The organism is Brevundimonas sp., assembly GCF_047617075.1.
Lineage (GTDB): Bacteria > Pseudomonadota > Alphaproteobacteria > Caulobacterales > Caulobacteraceae > Brevundimonas.
On the sequence record NZ_JBLGCI010000002.1, the window covers coordinates 78,679 to 95,692 of the forward strand.

Consider the following 17,014-nt stretch of genomic DNA (forward strand, 5'->3'; position numbering starts at 1 on the left):
TATGTGGAGCGGGACCGTCCCCGCCTCAAGAGCCCGCACCCGTGACCGATCAGCCCGCCGAAGACACCCCCGTGATGCTGAACCCGGACCTGCCGGACGCGGCCCAGGACAAGGCGCTGAGCCCCGCAGCCCGCCGTGCGCTGGAGGAGGCCGCCGCCCGCCGCGCCGCCGCGCCGCAGCTGGACCTGCCGCCGGAGCAGGGCGGGCCGCGCGGGGCCGAGCCCACGCGCTATGGCGACTGGGAGAAAAAGGGTCTGGCGGTGGACTTCTGATGAACCGCTGGGCCCTCACCGAAGACGAACTGCGCCGGGCGCGCCATCATGTGAAGTCCTGGGCCGCGCGGGCGTCCGAGGCGCTGGTGGTGGGCGCGGTGGCCGTGGCGCCGCTGGCGCTCACCCTGTGGGTCCTGTGGCTGGTGCTGCAGGTGGCCGCCTTCGTGGGCGGGCTGATGACCAGTCCGTTCAACGCCGCGGTGCTGGCGATCGCGCCCGGAATGGAAGGCTTCCTGCTGCATCCGGTGACGGCGACCATCCTGAACATCCTGGTGGCCCTCGGGGCGCTGGTGGTGGTGGGCCTGATGGCCAAGGGCGTGGTGGGCCGCATCGTCGGGCGGATGGTGGAGGATTTCATCACCCGCATCCCGGTGGGCAGCGTGGTCTATGGGTCGGCCCGCCAGCTGATCTCCAGCTTCCAGTCCCCAACCGAGGGTGCGCAGAAGGTGGTTCTGATCCAGTTCCCCTCGCCCGAGATGCGCGCGGTGGGTCTGGTGACCAAGCGGTTCCGCGCCTCGGACACCGGTGAGGAGCTGGCGGCGGTCTATGTGCCCACCACGCCGAACCCCACCTCGGGCTATGTGGAGATCGTGCCTGTGGATCAGCTGGTGTGGCTGGACTGGACCCTGAACGAAGCGGTGCAGTTCATCGTCTCCGGCGGGGTCATCGCGCCCGAGGCGGTCAAGTACCGCACCACCGGCCATCCCGACCCGGCGGGCTCGCCCCCGCCCATTACGCCGGACCCGAGCTGATCAGGTCCGGATGAACTCCAGGAAGATGGGCGGGGTGTCGCCCAGCTGCTTTTCCTCATAGCGGGTGGTGACATGGTCGGCGGGCGCGGTGCGCCAGTCGTCGGCCCGCTCCGCCCGCCACTCCAGCCCCTCGGTGCGCAGGAGGCGTTCGTGGGCCCAGGCGGCGTAGTCCTTCCAGTCGGTGACGAAGCGCAGCAGGCCGCCGGGCTTCAGCACCCGGGAGATCTCCGCCGCCGTCTCGTCCTGGATCAGGCGGCGCTTGTTGTGCCGCGCCTTGGGCCAGGGGTCGGGGAACAGGATCATGACCCGGTCCAGACTGGCGTCCGGCAGGGCCTCCATCACCGCCCGCGCGTCGCCGGCGTGCAGGCGCACGTTCTTCAGCGCCATCTCCTCCACATGGCGCAGGGCCGAGCCCACGCCGTTCAGGAAGGGCTCGCAGCCGATCATCAGGGCGTCGGGATGGCGCCGGGCCTGTTCCGCCAGATGCTCTCCGCCGCCGAAGCCGATCTCGATCCAGACTTCCGCCGCGTCCGGCATCAACGCCTTCGGATCGATCGGCCCCGCCTCCGGGTCCGGCAGGGCGATGGTCGGCAAAAGGGTGTCGAACAGGGCCGCCTGGCGCGGCTTCAGCGTGCGCGAGCGGATGCGCCCGAACGAGCGCATGGGGCCCCAGGTGGGCGGGGCGCCGTCGGTCTTGTCGTCAGGCTCGCTCATCAGTCCCGCAGCAGTTCGTTGACGCCGGTCTTGGCGCGGGTCTGGGCGTCCACGCGCTTGACGATGACGGCGCAGTACAGGGACGGCCCGCCCTTGGGATCCGGCAGGGCGCCGGGCACGACGACGCTGTAGGCCGGCACCTCGCCGCGGAACACCTCGCCGGTGGCCCGGTCGACGATCTTGGTGGACGCCGACAGATAGACGCCCATGGCCAGCACCGCGCCCTCGCGCACGATGACGCCCTCGGCCACCTCGGCGCGGGCGCCGATGAAACAGCCGTCCTCGATGATGGTGGGGTTGGCCTGCAGCGGCTCCAGCACCCCGCCGATGCCCGCGCCGCCGGACAGGTGCACGTTCTTGCCGATCTGGGCGCACGAGCCGACGGTGGCCCAGGCGTCCACCATGGCGCCCTCGTCCACATAGGCGCCGATGTTCACGAAGGACGGCATCAGCACCACATTCTTGCCGATGAAGGCGCCGTGACGCACGAAGCTGCCCGGCACGGCGCGGAAGCCCGCATCGCGGAACTGTTCGGCGTGCCAGCCGCCGAACTTGTTGGGTACCTTGTCCCACCACGGGCCGTGCCCGGCGTGGGGCGAGGCGAAGCCCTTGCCCGCCGTGGACATGACCGTGTTGTCGTTCAGGCGGAAGGACAGCAACACCGCCTTCTTCAGCCACTGATGCGTGGTCCAGACGCCGTCCTCGCCGCGCGATGCCACCCGGGCCTGGCCGGAATCCAGCAGGTCCAGCGCCTCCATCACCGCATCGCGGACGTCGCCGGTGGTGGACGGCGACAGATCGGCGCGGGCCTCCCACGCGGCTTCGATCACGGATTCCAGTTGCTGGGTCATGCGGCGTCTCTCAAGGCAAGGCGGTTCAGGAAGGGCGGCAGGCTTTCAGCGCGGTGATCCACGAAGGCGGCGGTGGAGGCCGGGGCGTGGGCGCCCACCAGCACCGTGGCCATGCCCATGTCGGCGGCGGGCTTCAGGTTCTTCTCCGTGTCCTCGAAGAAGGCCGCGCGACGCGGGTCGACCCCGTGTCGTTCGATCATGCGGGCGAAGGCGCGCGGGTCCGGCTTGGGGATCAGGTCCGAGGCCTCTATGTGGAACACGTCGTCGAACAGGTCGGCGATCTGAAGCGCCGCCAGCACCCGCTCCGCATGGGCCGCCGCGCCGTTGGTGAACACCAGCCGCCGTCCGGGCAGGCGCGACAGGCCCTCGCGCAGCACCGGGTCCGGGGTCAGACAGTCCAGATCGACCCGGTGCACCTCGTCCAGAAAGGCATGGGGATCCACGTCGTGGTTCAGCATCAGGCCGCTGAGCGATGTGCCGTGATCGCGCAGATACTGGCGCTGCAGCAGCCGCGCCTCGTCCGCCTCCATGCCCACGGTGCGCACGAAGAAGGCGTTGATGCGGTCCTGCACCCGCCCCATCAGGCCGCATTCGGGCGGATAGAGGGTGTCGTCCATGTCGAACACCCAGTGCTCCACGTGATCGAGCGAGGGGCTCACGCCTTCACCAGTGTTCCGGCGCCGTGCTCGGTGAACAGCTCCACCAGCATGGCGTGGCTGCGCCGTCCGTCCAGGATGACCACCGCCTCGACCCCGGCCTTCACCGCCGCCATGGCGGTTTCCAGCTTCGGGATCATGCCGCCGGTGGCGACGCCGTCGGCGATCAGCCGCTCGGCCTCGGCCACGGTCATCTGGCGGATCACCTGGCCGTCCTTGTCCAGCACGCCCTTCACATCGGTCAGCAGCAGCATGCGCTTGGCCTGCAATGAACCCGCCACAGCGCCCGCCACCGTGTCGGCGTTGACGTTGTAAGTCTTGCCGTCGTCGGAGACGCCGATGGGGGCGATCACCGGTACCCAGTCCTCGGACTCCGAGGCGATCAGGCCCCGGATCAGCTTGGGGTCCACCTTGGTGGGCTCGCCCACGAAGCCCAGATCGACCTCGTGCTCGATCATGCTGTCGGGGTCGCGTCGGGTGCGCCGAGTCTTCTCAACCGTCAGCAGGCCGGCGTCCTTGCCCGACAGGCCCACGCCGCGCACGTCGGCCTGTTTTCCGGCCTCGGTGATCCAGTTGGCGATCTCCTTGTTGACCGCGCCGGACAGGACCATCTCGGCGATCTGCATGGTGGCCGCGTCGGTGACGCGCAGGCCGTCCACGAACTCGGACTTGACCCCGGCCCGGTCCAGCATGGCGCTGATCTGCGGGCCGCCGCCGTGGACCACCACGGGATTCACGCCCATCAGCTTCAGCAGCACCACATCGGCGGCGAATTGCTTGGCCACGGCCTCGTCGCCCATGGCGTGGCCGCCGTATTTGATGACCACGGTCTGGCGGTCATAGACCTGGATATAGGGCAGCGCCTCGGCCAGGGTCCTGGCGGTGGCCCAGCTGCGGTCTTCGGACTGCCGCTCGTCTTCGGTAATGGGAACCTGGTTCATCGCCCCGGCGCGATAGCGGACATGGGCGGCCCTGTCACCCTATCCTTCTTCTTGCCCGCTTAGGAGAGTGGGCGGTGCAATGATGTCGCCGGTTCGCGGAACCGATGGCGAACACGACCGGTTCACAGGGTCATGGATGGGGACCACACAGAACCGAAACCCGGGGCGCTGGACGCCGAACTGGCGCGCCGACTGCTGGAGCGCGGCTTCTATCTGTTCGAGGCGCCGCGCCGGGCGCCGGAAGGTCCCGAGCCGAAGGGCGCGAAAGACTAAGGGCCGGAGGTCAGCCCGCTGCGGTCGGGTTCGCCATACAGGCGATGCGCCCCCGGTGGGCGCGGATGCGGGCGGTCTGTCCCTCGGCGATGCGGTAATAGACGCTGGTCTCGTCGGACAGGGCGCGCACGTGGACGGGGCCCGTGGCGGTGCAGTCGGCGCGGCGCCACAGCTGTCGACAGCCGATGTTCGGCTCACCCCAGGGACTGCGGATCTGAACCCCGTTGGTGCGGCCTCGGGTCTGGGCGGTCTTGCCCTCGAAATCCAGGTCCAGCGGCGCGATCTCGGCCCAGGACACTGTCTCGCAAGGCTCGCCGGTCAGCGCAGGGCGATCGAACGGCCGCAGACCGTCGATCAGGTTCAGGATTGGCGCGACGCCCAGAAGCAGGGCGAGGATGGCGGCGGTGATGAGGGTGCGCTTCATCCCTCCGGCATGGCCGGGACGGGCCCCGGCGGCAACCTACCGATCCTGACCGGCGGCCTCGGCCAGGATTTCATAGGACTTCACCCGCGCGGTGTGGTCGAAAATCTGGCTGGTGACCATCAGTTCGTCGGGCTTGTGGCGATTGACGAAGGCGTCCAGCTGGGCTTTCACCGTTTCCGGCGAGCCCACCGCCGAGCAGGACAGGGCCTGATCGATCATGGAGCGCGCGCCGGCGTCCAGCGCCTCCGCATAGCCGGGACGCGGCAGCGGCAGCTTGCCCGCCTTTCCGGTGCGCAGATTGACGAACGCCTGCTGGACCGAGGTGAACAGGTCCTTCGCCTCTTCGTCCGTATCGGCGGCGAAGGCGTTGTAGCCCAGCATCACATAGGGCTCGGACAGGCGCTTGGACGGCTGGAAGCTCGAGCGATAGATGGCCAGCGCCCGCTCCAGCTCGGCCGGGGCGAAATGGCTGGCGAAGGCGTAGGGCAGGCCCAGATGGGCGGCTAGTTGCGCCCCATATGTGGACGAGCCCAGCATCCAGACCTGAATCTCCTGGCCCTCGCCCGGCGTGGCGCGGATGCGCTGGCCTTCCTCGGCCGGCTCGAACCAGTTCATCAGTTCCATGACGTCGCGGGGGAAGTCGTCGACACTGCCGTCCAGCGTGCGGCGCAGGGCCCGCGAGGTGGCCTGATCCGTGCCCGGCGCCCGGCCCAGCCCCAGATCGATGCGGCCCGGATGCAGCGCCGCCAGCGTCCCGAACTGCTCGGCGATCACATAGGGCGCGTGGTTGGGCAGCATGATGCCCCCCGCGCCCACCCGGATGGTCTTCGTCCCTGCCGCCACATGGCCGATGACCACCGCGGTGGCCGCGCTGGCGATGCCGGGCATGTTGTGGTGCTCGGCCAGCCAGTAGCGGTGATAACCCAGCCGCTCGGCGTGGCGGGCCAGGTCCAGGGTGTTGGCGAGGGACTGGGAAACGTCGGACCCTTCGGGCACCGGCGACAGGTCGAGTACGGAGAGCTTGGGCATGACGCCCATATGGGGTCCGTTTCCCCTCTCCCAAGGGGAGAGGAAGGGGCCCGCCGCCATGCGGCGGGAGGGTGAGGGGGTTCGGTGGTCGGGATCAGGGCGCCGTAACCCCTCATCCCCCGCGCCGGAACCTTCGCGCCTTGCGCTCCGGTGCGCGGGTTCCCCCTTCTCCCGATGGGAGAAGAATCAGATTTCCACCCCCGTCGTGCGCATGATCTCGGCGCGCAGTTCGGGGATGCCGTGGCCCTTTTCCGCCGAGGTCACGGCCACGAAGGGATAGGCGGCGGGGCGTTTGGAGACGGCCTTGAGGGTCTTTTCCCCCATGGCCTCGGCCTCGCCCTTCTTGAGCTTGTCGGCCTTGGTCAGGACGATCTGATAGCTGACGGCGGCCTCGTCCAGGGCGTCCAGCGCCTCGTCGTCCACTTTCTTCAGCCCATGGCGGCTGTCGATCAGCAGATAGACCCGCTTCAGGGTCACCCGGCCGCGCAGATAGTCCCGGCCCAGGTTCTGGAACCGCTTCACCTCGCCCTTGGAGGCCTTGGCCCAGCCGTAGCCGGGCAGGTCCACCAGACGCATCTTGCCGTCCAGATCGAAGAAGTTCACCTCGCGGGTGCGCCCCGGCTCGTTGGAAGCCCGGGCCAGCTTGTGCATGCCCACCAGCCCGTTGATCAGGCTGGACTTGCCCACGTTCGAGCGCCCGGCGAAGGCCACCTCGGGCAGGTCGGGATCGGGCAGCTGCTCGATCTTGGCGCAGCCCATGACGAAGGTCGCCTGCCGCGCGAACAGCACCCGCGCCGCCTCGATCTCCTCGTCGGTGAACTGGTTCATGAAGCCTTCTTGCGGATGTACCGGTCGATGAAGGTGTCGATGGGGTTCTCGGCCTTGAAGCGGTGCATGATCACGTACTGCTGCAGGATCGAGAGCATGTTGTTCCACGCCCAGTAGATCAGCAGGCCCGCCGCGAACGGGGCCATGATGAAGGTGAACACGAACGGCATGAAGGCGAAGATCTTGCGCTGGACCGGGTCAGCCGCGGGCGGGTTCATGGACATCTGCAGCCACATGGTCAGGCCGTAGAAGATCGGCAGCACGCCCAGATGCAGCGGCCCGTTCAGCAGGCCGCCGATCAGCGGAACCGTCGCCGGGTCCCAGGGAATGGCGCCGAACAGGGTCCAGATGCTGGACGGGTCACGGGCCGACAGGTCGCGGATCCAGCCGAAGAAGGGCGCGTGCCGCATCTCGATGGTGACGAACAGCACCTTGTACAGGGCGTAGAACACCGGGATCTGCAGCACGATGGGCAGACAGCCGGCCAGCGGATTGATCTTCTCGCGCTGATACAGCGCCATCATTTCCTGCTGCTGCTTCTGCGGGTCGGAGCCGTGCTTCTTCTTGATCTCCTCCATCTTGGGCGCGAGCATCTTCATCTTGGAGAGGCTCTCGTAGCTCTTGTTGGCTAGGGGGAAGAGCAGCAGCTTGATGACCACGGTCAGCAGCAGGATGGCGACGCCGAAATTGCCCACCAGTCCGTAGAAGAACTCCACCGTCAGGAAGATGGGCCGGGTCAGGAACCAGAACATGCCCCAGTCGATGGCCTGGTCGAAGCGCGGGATGCCCAGATCATCCTCATAGGCGGCGAGGATCTCGGCCCGCTTGGCGCCGGCGAACAGGCGCTGGGTCTCGGTGATCTGGCGGCCCGGATTGATGACCCGCGCCGCGCCCAGGATGTTGGCCTCGTGGACGTTCATCTCGCCCACCTGACGCACGCGCAGTTCCGCATCGATGGTCTCGGACTGGTCCGGCAGCAGGGCCGCCATCCAGTATTTGTCCGTGATGCCCAGCCAGCCGCCGGTGGATTCGTAGGTGATGCGCGGCTCGTCTTCCCAGTCGCGGTACTTCTCCAGCCGCAGCCGGTCGTCCAGAACGCCGACGGCGCCTTCGTGCAGGATGAACTGGCGGCCCAGATCGTCGGGCACGCCGTGCCGCTGGACCGATCCATAGGGCGCCAGGGTGATGGCCTGGGTCCCCAGATTGGCCACGGTGTCGGTCAGGGTGAAGACGTACTGCTCGTCCACCTCGATGCGGCGGGTGAAGCGCAGGCCCTGCCCGTTGTCATAGGTCAGGGTGACCGGCGCGCCGGGCGCCAGGGTCGAGCCCTCGGTCAGGGTCCATTCGGTGTTGGGGCCGGGAACGCCGGGGACGTTCTGACCCAGCCAGCCGAACTGGGCGAAATAGGCGTGCTCGGTCCCTTGCGGACGGAACAGCTCGACCGGCTCGTCGCCGTCCAGGGTCTCGCGGTAGTTGGTCAGGAACAGGTCGTCGATGCGCGCGCCCTGAAGCGACAGGGAGCCGGACAGGACCGGGGTGCTGATCGGCACGCGCGGACCGGTGGCCAGGGCGGTGCGGCGGTCGGTGAACACCGCCGTCTCGGGCCGCAGCGCCGTGTTGGGGGCGTCGGCCCCCGCCTCGGTGGTCGCCTGCTGCTGGGCGCGCTGGCGCTCGGTGGAGGGCTGCAGCACGAAGACCTGATAAAGAAGCAGGATCGCCACGGTGCACACGATGAACAGAATCGTGTTGCGGGTGCTCTCATTCTGCATGGGTCAGCGGTCCTGGCCGGAAGGGTCGCGGGTCGGCGTTGAAGAGACGTCGGAGATCGACGAAGCGGCCGGGGGCGCGGGCGCCGGGCCGGGATTGGGCGCGAGCCTTATCAGCGCGCTTTTCACATCGTCAAGCAATCGGTCCCAGGGGCGGTCGGGCGTGCCCTGGCGGGCCACCAGAACATAGTCGTATCCCGGGTGGGCGTGCAGCGGCAAAAGCGCACGCGCGGCCTCGCGCAGACGGCGCTTGGCGCGGTTGCGGATCACGGCGCCGCCCACCTTGCGGGTGGCGGTGAAGCCGACCCCCACCGCAGCCCGGCCGTCGGCCCGGTCCAGGGCCTGAACAACCACGGCGCCGGAGGCCTTTGAAACGCCTTTCGCGGCCGCCAGAAACTGGGGCCGCGATTTCAGGCGTTCGATTTTGAACGGATGGTCCGTCATGCGCCCTTTGAAAAAAGCGCAGAGGGCGCTTACGCCGTCAGGCGCTTGCGGCCCTTGGCGCGACGACGCGCAACGATCTTCTGACCGTTCTTGGTGGCCATCCGCGAACGGAAGCCGTGACGGCGCTTGCGCACGAGTCGGGACGGCTGATAGGTCCGCTTCACGATAAGGCTCCGGCAATCTGAGTGGTGCGGCGGGCAAGGGTGTCCGCTGCAGGAAGGGCGGGCGTATAAGTCGGGCTGGTCCGGGAGTCAACGGCGAACGGGCTTTCCGCGCGCCTTCAGGAGAATGAAGCGGCCCATGGGCAAGCGCACGGTCAGGCAATGGGTCATCCGGCTGGCGCCCCTTCTGGGCGTCGTCGCCCTGGCGGCCCTCATTCTGGGCATGGGCTGGAACCGCTATCTGTCGCTGGACACCCTGAAGGATCATGGCGAGGCCCTGCACGCCTTTGTGGCGGACCATTATGTGCTGACCCTGCTGGGCCTGATCCTGCTGTTCGCCCTGCTGACCGCCAGCGTCATTCCCGGCGTGGTGTTCCTGACGGTCACCGCCGGATACCTTTACGGAACATGGGTGGGGGGCGTGGCCACAGCCCTTGGGGCCACCCTTGGCGCACTGGTTGTATACGCCGCCGGGCGATCGGCCCTGGGGGAGACCCTGCGCGAGTGGGCCGCCCGCCGGCAGGGGGTGGTGCAGGCGGTCTGCGAGGGCGTGGACCGGGACACCTTCCGCTATGTGCTGGTCTCGCGGCTGGTGGTGACCGTGCCGTTCCATCTGATCAATGTGGCGGCAGGGATCGTTTCGGCGCCGCTGAAGCCCTATGCCCTGGCCACCTTCATCGGCCTTTTGCCCGCGCATCTCATCTATTGCTGGATCGGGGACGGGCTGAACGACATTCTGTCGGTCAATGAGGACCCTGACCTGCGCGCCCTGTTCAACGAGTTCGCATGGCCGCTGATGGGCGTCGCCTTTCTGGCCCTGGCGCTGCCGCTCATCATGCGGCGGCTGAGGCGGCGCGCGCCGGAAACGGCGGCATGATGCGGGCGGGCGGCCTCGGCATGATGCGCTCGCGCCTGCCGCGCCTGCGCGGGCCGGACGGCCTGTCGGCGCGGCTGTTGCTGCTGACCGGGGTGTTCACCCTGGCGGTGGTGGGGCTGATCCTGGCGCCCAGCGCGGCCTCGTTCCACGAGCGCTGGCTGCTGGACCGCATCCGCGCCGCCGAGCTGGCCTCGGTGGGCGTCGAGGCACTGCCCTATTCGCTGGTGGAGGACGACACCGCCCGCCAGTTGCTGCAGATCAGCGGCGTCCAGGCCGTGGCGGTTCAGGAGGAAGGGGTGCGCCGTCTGCTGCTGCAGGCGCCCGCCCTGCCGCGCACGCCCGAACTGATCGACCTGCGCCAGTCCGACCCCGGCGCTCGCCTGATGGATCCCTGGCGCACCCTGGTGGGCCATCCGGAGCGCTCGCTGCGGGTGATGGCGCGGCCGCGCTACCGCTCCGGCGACTTCATCGAGGTGGTGGCCCCGGCCGAGCCCCTGCGTCAGGAGCTGCGCGCCTATCTGTTCAACAGCCTGCTGCTTTCGCTGGTGGTGGCGGGCGCGGCGGGAGGCCTGCTCTATGCGGCCCTGGCCCTGCTGGTGCTCAGCCCCATGCGCCGGGTCACCGCCTCCATCGAGCGGTTCCGCGCCGACCCCGAGGCCGCGTCCGAACCGCCGCAGGGCCGCCGCGACGAGATCGGCCGGGTCGAGGACGAACTGGCCCGCATGCAAGAAGAGGTGCGTCAGGCCCTGCGCTCCCGCGCCCGTCTGGCGGCCCTGGGCGAGGCGGTGGCCCGCATCAATCACGACCTGCGCAATATGCTGACCTCGGCCCAGATGGCGTCCGACCGTCTGGCCGCCAGCGCCGATCCCCAGGTGGCCAAGGCCTTGCCTCGCCTCGAGCGGGCGCTGGATCGCGCCTCCAGCCTGGCCACCCATGTGCTGGACTACGGCAAGACCGCCGAGCCTGAGCCTGAGCGTCAGTCCCTGGCGCTCAAGACCGCCGTGGCCGCCGCCGCCGAGGACGCGGGGCTGGAGCCGCGCGGCGTTCGTCTGGTGCGTAAAATTCCCGCCGGAGCGACAATCCAGGCGGACCCGGACCAGCTGCACCGCATCCTGGTCAATCTGATGCGCAACGCCCGCCACGCCATCCAGACCGCGCGCGGCGAGGACGCCCGGGGCAAGGTGACCGTAGAGGCGGATGCCCAGAACGGCAGGATCGTCCTGACCATCGCCGACGACGGGCCGGGCATCGCGCCCCGTGTGGCCGAGCGACTGTTTCAGCCTTTCGTGGCCGGCTCGCGGGGGGGCACGGGCCTGGGTCTGGCCATAGCGCGGGAGCTGGCCGCCAACCACGGCGGCGCGTTGAGTCTGACCTCTACGGGCCCCGAAGGCACGGTGTTCCGGCTCGTGATTCCCAACGGCCGGGACGCTGTTTCCTGACGCGCTGTCCGGGCTTCAGCCCCGTCGCCATTTCGCCAGATCGTCGAGGATCTCCGCCTCGATCTGGGCGCGGGTGAAGCCGGTCACGTCCTGACGGCGGCCGCCCTGGGCCTGGGCGGTCAGGCGCCATTCCACGGTGCGCCGGTCCTCGGGCGCCTCCAGCGGCGACAGGGCGGGCAGGGGCCGCGAGCCCGCCGTCAGCCGCCAGGTGAAGTCGGCCCAGCCGGGATGGTGCACGGTCAGGTCGGCGCCGTCCTCGCGCAGGGCCACGTCCGCCGTCTCGATCCCTTCGGCGCTAAGGGCGGCGGCGACGCCCTCCATGGCCGGAACGCCGTGGCGCTCGATCTGGCGGTCGATGTCGCGGCGCCGGGCCGGGGCCAGCAGCCGCTTGACCCGCTCGGCCAGCGGCGGCTGTTCGGTGTCGATCTCGCGCCCGGCGGCGTCGGCGTTCATCTGGCGCACCAGCCCGGCGGTCAACAGGATCATGATCACTGCGAACGGCAGGGCGGCCACAAGGGTCGCGGCCTGCAGCGCCCCCAGTCCCCCCGCCAGCAACAGCAGCGCCGCGGCCAGCCCCTCCATGGAGCACCAGTAGACCCGCTGCCAGCGGGGCGTGTCGTCCGCGCCCCCCGAGGCGATGGTGTCGATCACCAGCGAGCCGGAATCCGCGCTGGTCACAAAGAACACCGCCACCAGAATGACCGCCAGGGTCGAGGTGACCGCCGTGCCCGGCAGATATTCGAAGAACTGGAACAGGGCGGTGGACAGGTCCGTCTGCACCGCCTGGGTGATGGCGCCGGCCGCCACGCCCATGTCGATGGCGATGGCCGTGTTGCCGAAGATGGTCATCCACAGGAAGGTGAAGCCGGTGGGCACCAGCAGCACCCCGGCGGCGAACTCGCGCACCGTGCGGCCGCGCGAGATGCTGGCGATGAACATGCCAACAAACGGCGACCAGGCGATCCACCAGGCCCAATAGAACAGGGTCCAGTCGGCCATCCAGCCGCGCGGCTCATAGGCGTAGAGGTTGAAGGTGCGCTCGAAGAAATGATCCAGATACAGGCCGAAATTCTGCACCGCCGCCTTCAGCAGGAAGCCGGTCGGCCCGGCGATCAGCACGAACAGCATCAGGCCCACGGCGATGACCAGATTCAGCTCTGACAACCGCCGCACGCCCCGGTCCAGCCCGGTCAGCACCGAGATGGTCGCCGCCCCCATGACCGCCGCGATCAGCCCCACCTGAACCCAGGCGCCCGTCGGCATGCCGGTCAGATAGTTCAGCCCGCTGTTGATCTGGGCCACCCCCAGCCCCAGCGAGGTGGCGATGCCAAACAGGGTGCCGCAGATGGCGAAGATGTCCACCGCGTCGCCGATGGGCCCGTTGATGCGCCGGCCCAGCAGCGGATGCAGCCCCGAGCGCAGGGTCAGCGGCAGGCCCTTGCGGTGCGCGAAATAGGCCAGGCTCAACCCCACCACCGCATAGATGGCCCAGGCGTGCACGCCCCAGTGGATGAAGGTGATGACCATGCCCTCGCGCGCGGCGGCGAAGGTGCCCGGCTCGGCGTCCGGCGGGGCGGCGTAGTGCTGCACCGGCTCGGCCACGGCGAAATACATCAGGCCGATGCCCATGCCCGCGGCGAACAGCATGGCCAGCCACGACAGATAGGGGAAATCCGGCTCGCAGTCGTCGGGCCCCAGCTTCAGCCGCCCGGTGGGGCCGATGGCCAGCCACAGCACGATCAGCAGGAACCCGGCCACCGCCGCCACATAGAACCAGCCGAAGGTGGCGATGACCCAATCCTGGGCGTGACCGAAGGCGTAGTCCGAGGCGCCCGGCGCGATCAGGGCGGCGGCCAGGAGGGCGCCGATGATGAGGCTGGCGCCCCAGAACACGCGCGGGTTCATCTTTGACTTGATCATGGGACCGGAGCGTAGCGGCGCTCCGCCGGTTCCGCGACCCCTTGCGTTGCGAAATCGCCACACCCACTTCCACCCCGACCGCTCATGGCGTCGCTTTCCGAAGGGCGCCGAGGGGCGCATTATCCGCCGCGACCGATGCGGCTTGTCCGTATCGGCCCACTGAGAAAGCGCGTCGCCCATCAGGGGGTGCGCAGGGGATGCTTGAATGAACCTCGACCTCTATTCCGACCGCGCCAAGACCGCGATCCAGTCCGCCCAGAGCCTGGCCCTGGCCCGCCGCCACCAGCAGTTCGCGCCCGAGCACCTGCTCAAGGTGCTGCTGGAGGAGCGCGACGGTCTGGCCCGTAATCTGATCACCGCCGCCGGTGGCGACGCGGCCAAGGCGGAAACCGCCGTGGAGACCGCCCTCAGCAAGCGGGCACAGGTCTCCGGCGGCTCGGGCCAGCTGTATCTGGACGGCGACACCGCCCGGGTCTTCGCGGCCGCGGAAGGCTCCGCGAAAAAGGCTGGCGACCAGTTCGTCACCACCGAGCGCGTCCTGCACGCCATCGCGAAAGAGGGCGGGGTCGCCGCCACCGTGCTGGCCTCCGTCGGCGCCACGCCCGACGCCCTGAACGACGCCATCAACGAACTGCGCAAGGGCAAGACCGCCGACAGCGCCGCGGCCGAAGACGCCTATGACGCCCTGAAACGCTACGCCCGCGACCTGACCCAGGCCGCCCGCGACGGCAAGGTGGACCCGGTCATCGGTCGGGATGAAGAGATTCGCCGCACCATTCAGGTGCTGGCCCGCCGAACCAAGAACAACCCCGTCCTGATCGGCGAGCCCGGCGTCGGCAAGACCGCCATCGTCGAAGGCCTCGCATTGAGGATCGTCAACGGCGACGTGCCGGAGTCCCTCAAGGACAAGAAGGTGCTGGCCCTTGACATGGGCGCCCTCATCGCCGGGGCGAAATACCGGGGCGAGTTCGAGGAGCGGCTCAAGGCCGTGCTGAACGAAGTCTCCGCCGCCGAGGGCCAGATCGTCCTGTTCATCGACGAGATGCACACGCTGGTGGGCGCCGGAAAGACCGACGGCGCCATGGACGCCTCCAACCTGCTGAAGCCCGCCTTGGCGCGGGGCGAGCTGCACTGCGTCGGCGCCACGACGCTGGATGAATACCGCAAGCACGTGGAGAAGGACGCCGCCCTGGCCCGCCGTTTCCAGCCGGTGTTCGTGGACGAGCCGACGGTGGAGGACACCGTCTCCATCCTGCGCGGCCTCAAGGAGAAGTACGAGGTCCACCACGGGGTGCGCATCGCCGACGGCGCCATCGTGGCCGCCGCCACCCTGTCCAACCGCTACATCACCGACCGTTTCCTGCCCGACAAGGCCATCGACCTGATCGACGAGGCCGCCAGCCGCGTGCGCATGGCCGTGGATTCCAAGCCCGAGGCCCTGGACGAGATCGACCGCCGTCTGGTCCAGCTCAAGATCGAGCGCGAGGCCCTGAAGAAGGAGACCGATCAGGCCTCGAAGGCGCGCCTCGAAAAGCTGGACGAGGAAATCGACGGCTTGCAGGCCGAGTCCGACGACCTGACCGCCCGCTGGAAGGCGGAGAAGGACAAGGTGGGACAGTCCGCCCAGCTGCGCGAGACCCTCGACCGCCTGCGCAACGAACTGGCCGCCGCCCAGCGCGCCGGCGACCTGGCCCGCGCGTCAGAGATCGCCTACGGCCAGATCCCCGGCATCGAGAAACAGCTGGCCGAGGCCGAGAAGAACGAGGCCGACGCCGCCGGCCCCCTGACCCCCGAGGTGGTGGACGCCGCCCAGATCGCCGCCGTGGTCAGCCGCTGGACCGGCGTGCCCGTGGACAAGATGCTGGAGGGCGAGCGCGAGAAGCTGCTGTCCATGGAGGACGCGCTGCGGGCTCGCGTGGTGGGTCAGGACGAGGCCCTGGCCGCCGTCTCCGACGCCGTGCGCCGCGCCCGCGCCGGGCTGAACGACCCCAACCGCCCGCTGGGCAGCTTCCTGTTCCTGGGCCCCACGGGCGTGGGCAAGACCGAGCTGACCAAGGCGCTGGCCGAGTTCCTGTTCGACGACGACGCCGCCATCACCCGGCTGGACATGTCCGAGTACATGGAGAAGCACAGCGTCTCCCGCCTGATCGGCGCCCCTCCGGGCTATGTGGGCTATGACGAGGGCGGCGCCCTGACCGAGGCGGTGCGTCGGCGCCCCTATCAGGTGGTCCTGTTCGACGAGGTGGAGAAGGCCCACCCCGACGTGTTCAACACCCTGTTGCAGGTGCTGGACGACGGCCGCCTGACCGACGGCCAGGGCCGCACCATCGACTTCCGCAACACCCTGATCATCATGACCTCCAACCTGGGGTCCGAGTATCTGGCCGGGCAGGGCGAGGGCGATGACGTGGAGACCGTGCGCCCGCTGGTCATGGAGGCCGTGCGCGGCCATTTCCGGCCCGAGTTCCTGAACCGCATCGACGAGATCGTGCTGTTCCAGCGCCTGGGCCGCGACCAGATGGCCGGCATCGTCCGCATCCAGCTGGCCCGCTTCGAAAAGCTGCTGGCCGACCGCCGCCTGACCCTGTCCATAGACGACGCGGCGTTGGCGTGGCTCGCCGACCGCGGCTACGACCCCGTCTACGGCGCCCGCCCCCTGAAGCGCGTCATCCAGAAGGACCTGGTCGACCCCATCGCGAGAAAGCTCCTCGCCGGCGAGATCGAGGACGGCGGGGTTATCGCGGTGTCAGCGGGGGCGGATGGGTTGGTTATAGGAAAAGCCCAGGTCCACTAGGACCTGGGCTGCCCGGGCTTCATCCCGGCTGAAGCGCGGCGGAGAGCCGGGACGGGAAGGCGGCGGTGCATTAGTGCGCTTATCTGAAAGACCTATTCCGTCCTATCTCGATCACGCATCTCGATTTGAGCGAGTTTTTCTTGGGGGAGATTTTTGTACATCCGATCAACTTGAGCTGGTTGCGAAATCATGCTGTCGGCAATCAAATTCACCAGTATGAATAGTTGCCTAGCGGTAGCCTCGTCGTCCCTCAAATCAATCGTACCGGGGTGAACTGCATCATTTCCCACGACCCTTACGAGATCTAGCGCTTGTTGCACCCTTTTGCTTAGCCCCAGTTTCACCAAAGCGGCGATGTCAGCGTTTAAATTTTTGCCCGGCTGGTCCAGTTCGACGCAAATTTTTTGAATACATAACCGCAAAAGGGCCGCTGCCCCGCGCGGGGAATTTCCAACAATGGATACGGCTTCTTCAAAATCTCTCTTAATGTCCGCCGGGAGATCATCGTTTGCTTCAAGGGCGAATTCGTTATTCGGAAAAATCAGTTTGTTTTTTAGCCATACAGCAGTTTGCTTGCAGCTAAAACATTCGCTCAGAGATATGTTGGGCATCCAATAGGCGTATATGCTCGCTCCCTCTGAAGACCTAAATGGCTTTGGGGACGCAAGGAGCCGAAGAAAGTCGACTAGTCCATCATCTAGTTTCTCTTTCTTGATTCGCTCCTCAGCTTCTTGTGGTTCCCAAGAAGTCGGAGTCCATCCTTTATCCCCCTCTTTTGCGTACGCTAAGAACCAATCTTGATGTGCTAGTGCATGACAGTGGGGGCAGGAGAATGAAGAGAGGCCTAGTTGTGGTGCGATGCTCACAGCCATT

Annotated in this window: 18 protein-coding genes; 6 read left to right on the forward strand and 12 right to left on the reverse strand. The window is 68.1% G+C overall.

Features of this window, described 5'->3' with window-relative positions; genetic code table 11:
• Positions 1-74: 74 nt before the first annotated feature.
• Entirely contained in the window at positions 75-272 is a 198-nt protein-coding gene (locus ACI8U3_RS02310) for a DUF1674 domain-containing protein (protein WP_415013478.1), read from the forward strand.
• Positions 272-1,024 carry a DUF502 domain-containing protein gene (locus tag ACI8U3_RS02315; protein ID WP_415013250.1) on the forward strand — a complete coding sequence of 251 codons (753 nt, stop codon included), beginning with the start codon at positions 272-274 and terminating at the stop codon, positions 1,022-1,024. The genes ACI8U3_RS02310 and ACI8U3_RS02315 overlap by 1 nt, the downstream gene beginning before the upstream one ends.
• Here ACI8U3_RS02315 and trmB read toward each other — a convergent pair whose 3' ends face one another.
• Genes trmB through argB form a run of 4 tightly spaced genes read right to left on the reverse strand, consistent with a single transcriptional unit; the run spans position 1,025 to position 4,186 of the window.
• Positions 1,025-1,738, reverse strand: a complete 714-nt coding sequence (trmB, locus tag ACI8U3_RS02320) for a tRNA (guanosine(46)-N7)-methyltransferase TrmB (RefSeq protein WP_415013251.1) — start codon at positions 1,736-1,738, stop codon at positions 1,025-1,027.
• Positions 1,738-2,589: a 2,3,4,5-tetrahydropyridine-2,6-dicarboxylate N-succinyltransferase gene (dapD, locus tag ACI8U3_RS02325; protein WP_415013252.1), complete on the reverse strand. Its 852-nt coding sequence runs from the start codon at positions 2,587-2,589 to the stop codon at positions 1,738-1,740. Before dapD ends, trmB begins: the two co-directional genes overlap by 1 nt.
• Positions 2,586-3,248, reverse strand: coding sequence for a pyrimidine 5'-nucleotidase (locus ACI8U3_RS02330; RefSeq protein WP_415013253.1), 663 nt, complete (start codon positions 3,246-3,248; stop codon positions 2,586-2,588). Before ACI8U3_RS02330 ends, dapD begins: the two co-directional genes overlap by 4 nt.
• Positions 3,245-4,186, reverse strand: a complete 942-nt coding sequence (gene argB / locus ACI8U3_RS02335; RefSeq protein WP_415013254.1) for an acetylglutamate kinase — start codon at positions 4,184-4,186, stop codon at positions 3,245-3,247. Before argB ends, ACI8U3_RS02330 begins: the two co-directional genes overlap by 4 nt.
• A gap of 132 nt (positions 4,187-4,318) precedes the next feature.
• On the opposite strand from argB, the gene ACI8U3_RS02340 reads away from it, so the two are divergent.
• A complete protein-coding gene (locus tag ACI8U3_RS02340) occupies positions 4,319-4,459 on the forward strand; it encodes a hypothetical protein (RefSeq protein ID WP_415013255.1) in 141 nt (46 codons plus the stop codon).
• Between the two features lie 10 nt (positions 4,460-4,469).
• Here the strand turns inward: ACI8U3_RS02340 and ACI8U3_RS02345 are convergent, their stop codons facing one another.
• From ACI8U3_RS02345 to rpmH, 6 genes are all read right to left on the reverse strand, one after another.
• Positions 4,470-4,883, reverse strand: a complete 414-nt coding sequence (locus tag ACI8U3_RS02345; RefSeq protein ID WP_415013256.1) for a hypothetical protein — start codon at positions 4,881-4,883, stop codon at positions 4,470-4,472.
• A gap of 36 nt (positions 4,884-4,919) precedes the next feature.
• Positions 4,920-5,912, reverse strand: coding sequence for an LLM class flavin-dependent oxidoreductase (locus ACI8U3_RS02350; RefSeq protein ID WP_415013257.1), 993 nt, complete (start codon positions 5,910-5,912; stop codon positions 4,920-4,922).
• 186 nt (positions 5,913-6,098) lie between these two features.
• Positions 6,099-6,740, reverse strand: coding sequence for a ribosome biogenesis GTP-binding protein YihA/YsxC (gene yihA, locus ACI8U3_RS02355; protein WP_415013258.1), 642 nt, complete (start codon positions 6,738-6,740; stop codon positions 6,099-6,101).
• Positions 6,737-8,509, reverse strand: a complete 1,773-nt coding sequence (gene yidC, locus ACI8U3_RS02360; protein ID WP_415013259.1) for a membrane protein insertase YidC — start codon at positions 8,507-8,509, stop codon at positions 6,737-6,739. Before yidC ends, yihA begins: the two co-directional genes overlap by 4 nt.
• Positions 8,510-8,512: 3 nt before the next feature.
• Positions 8,513-8,950: a ribonuclease P protein component gene (locus ACI8U3_RS02365; RefSeq protein ID WP_415013260.1), complete on the reverse strand. Its 438-nt coding sequence runs from the start codon at positions 8,948-8,950 to the stop codon at positions 8,513-8,515.
• A gap of 29 nt (positions 8,951-8,979) precedes the next feature.
• Complete coding sequence (gene rpmH / locus ACI8U3_RS02370; RefSeq protein WP_003164000.1) at positions 8,980-9,114, reverse strand: 50S ribosomal protein L34; 135 nt, start codon at positions 9,112-9,114, stop codon at positions 8,980-8,982.
• A 124-nt stretch (positions 9,115-9,238) separates the two neighbouring features.
• Between rpmH and ACI8U3_RS02375 the strand changes: the two genes are divergently transcribed.
• Together ACI8U3_RS02375 and ACI8U3_RS02380 are read left to right on the forward strand one after the other, a co-directional pair.
• The gene (locus ACI8U3_RS02375) at positions 9,239-9,988 is read left to right on the forward strand and encodes a TVP38/TMEM64 family protein (RefSeq protein WP_415013261.1); all 750 of its coding nucleotides are present in this window, start codon (positions 9,239-9,241) and stop codon (positions 9,986-9,988) included.
• Entirely contained in the window at positions 9,985-11,427 is a 1,443-nt protein-coding gene (locus tag ACI8U3_RS02380) for a sensor histidine kinase (RefSeq protein WP_415013262.1), read from the forward strand. Before ACI8U3_RS02375 ends, ACI8U3_RS02380 begins: the two co-directional genes overlap by 4 nt.
• A gap of 15 nt (positions 11,428-11,442) precedes the next feature.
• Here ACI8U3_RS02380 and ACI8U3_RS02385 read toward each other — a convergent pair whose 3' ends face one another.
• Complete coding sequence (locus tag ACI8U3_RS02385) at positions 11,443-13,347, reverse strand: BCCT family transporter (RefSeq protein ID WP_415013263.1); 1,905 nt, start codon at positions 13,345-13,347, stop codon at positions 11,443-11,445.
• A 205-nt stretch (positions 13,348-13,552) separates the two neighbouring features.
• Between ACI8U3_RS02385 and clpB the strand changes: the two genes are divergently transcribed.
• Complete coding sequence (clpB, locus tag ACI8U3_RS02390; protein ID WP_415013264.1) at positions 13,553-16,141, forward strand: ATP-dependent chaperone ClpB; 2,589 nt, start codon at positions 13,553-13,555, stop codon at positions 16,139-16,141.
• 92 nt (positions 16,142-16,233) lie between these two features.
• Here the strand turns inward: clpB and ACI8U3_RS02395 are convergent, their stop codons facing one another.
• Positions 16,234-17,013: a DUF4145 domain-containing protein gene (locus ACI8U3_RS02395; protein ID WP_415013265.1), complete on the reverse strand. Its 780-nt coding sequence runs from the start codon at positions 17,011-17,013 to the stop codon at positions 16,234-16,236.
• Between the last annotated feature and the right edge of the window lies 1 nt (position 17,014).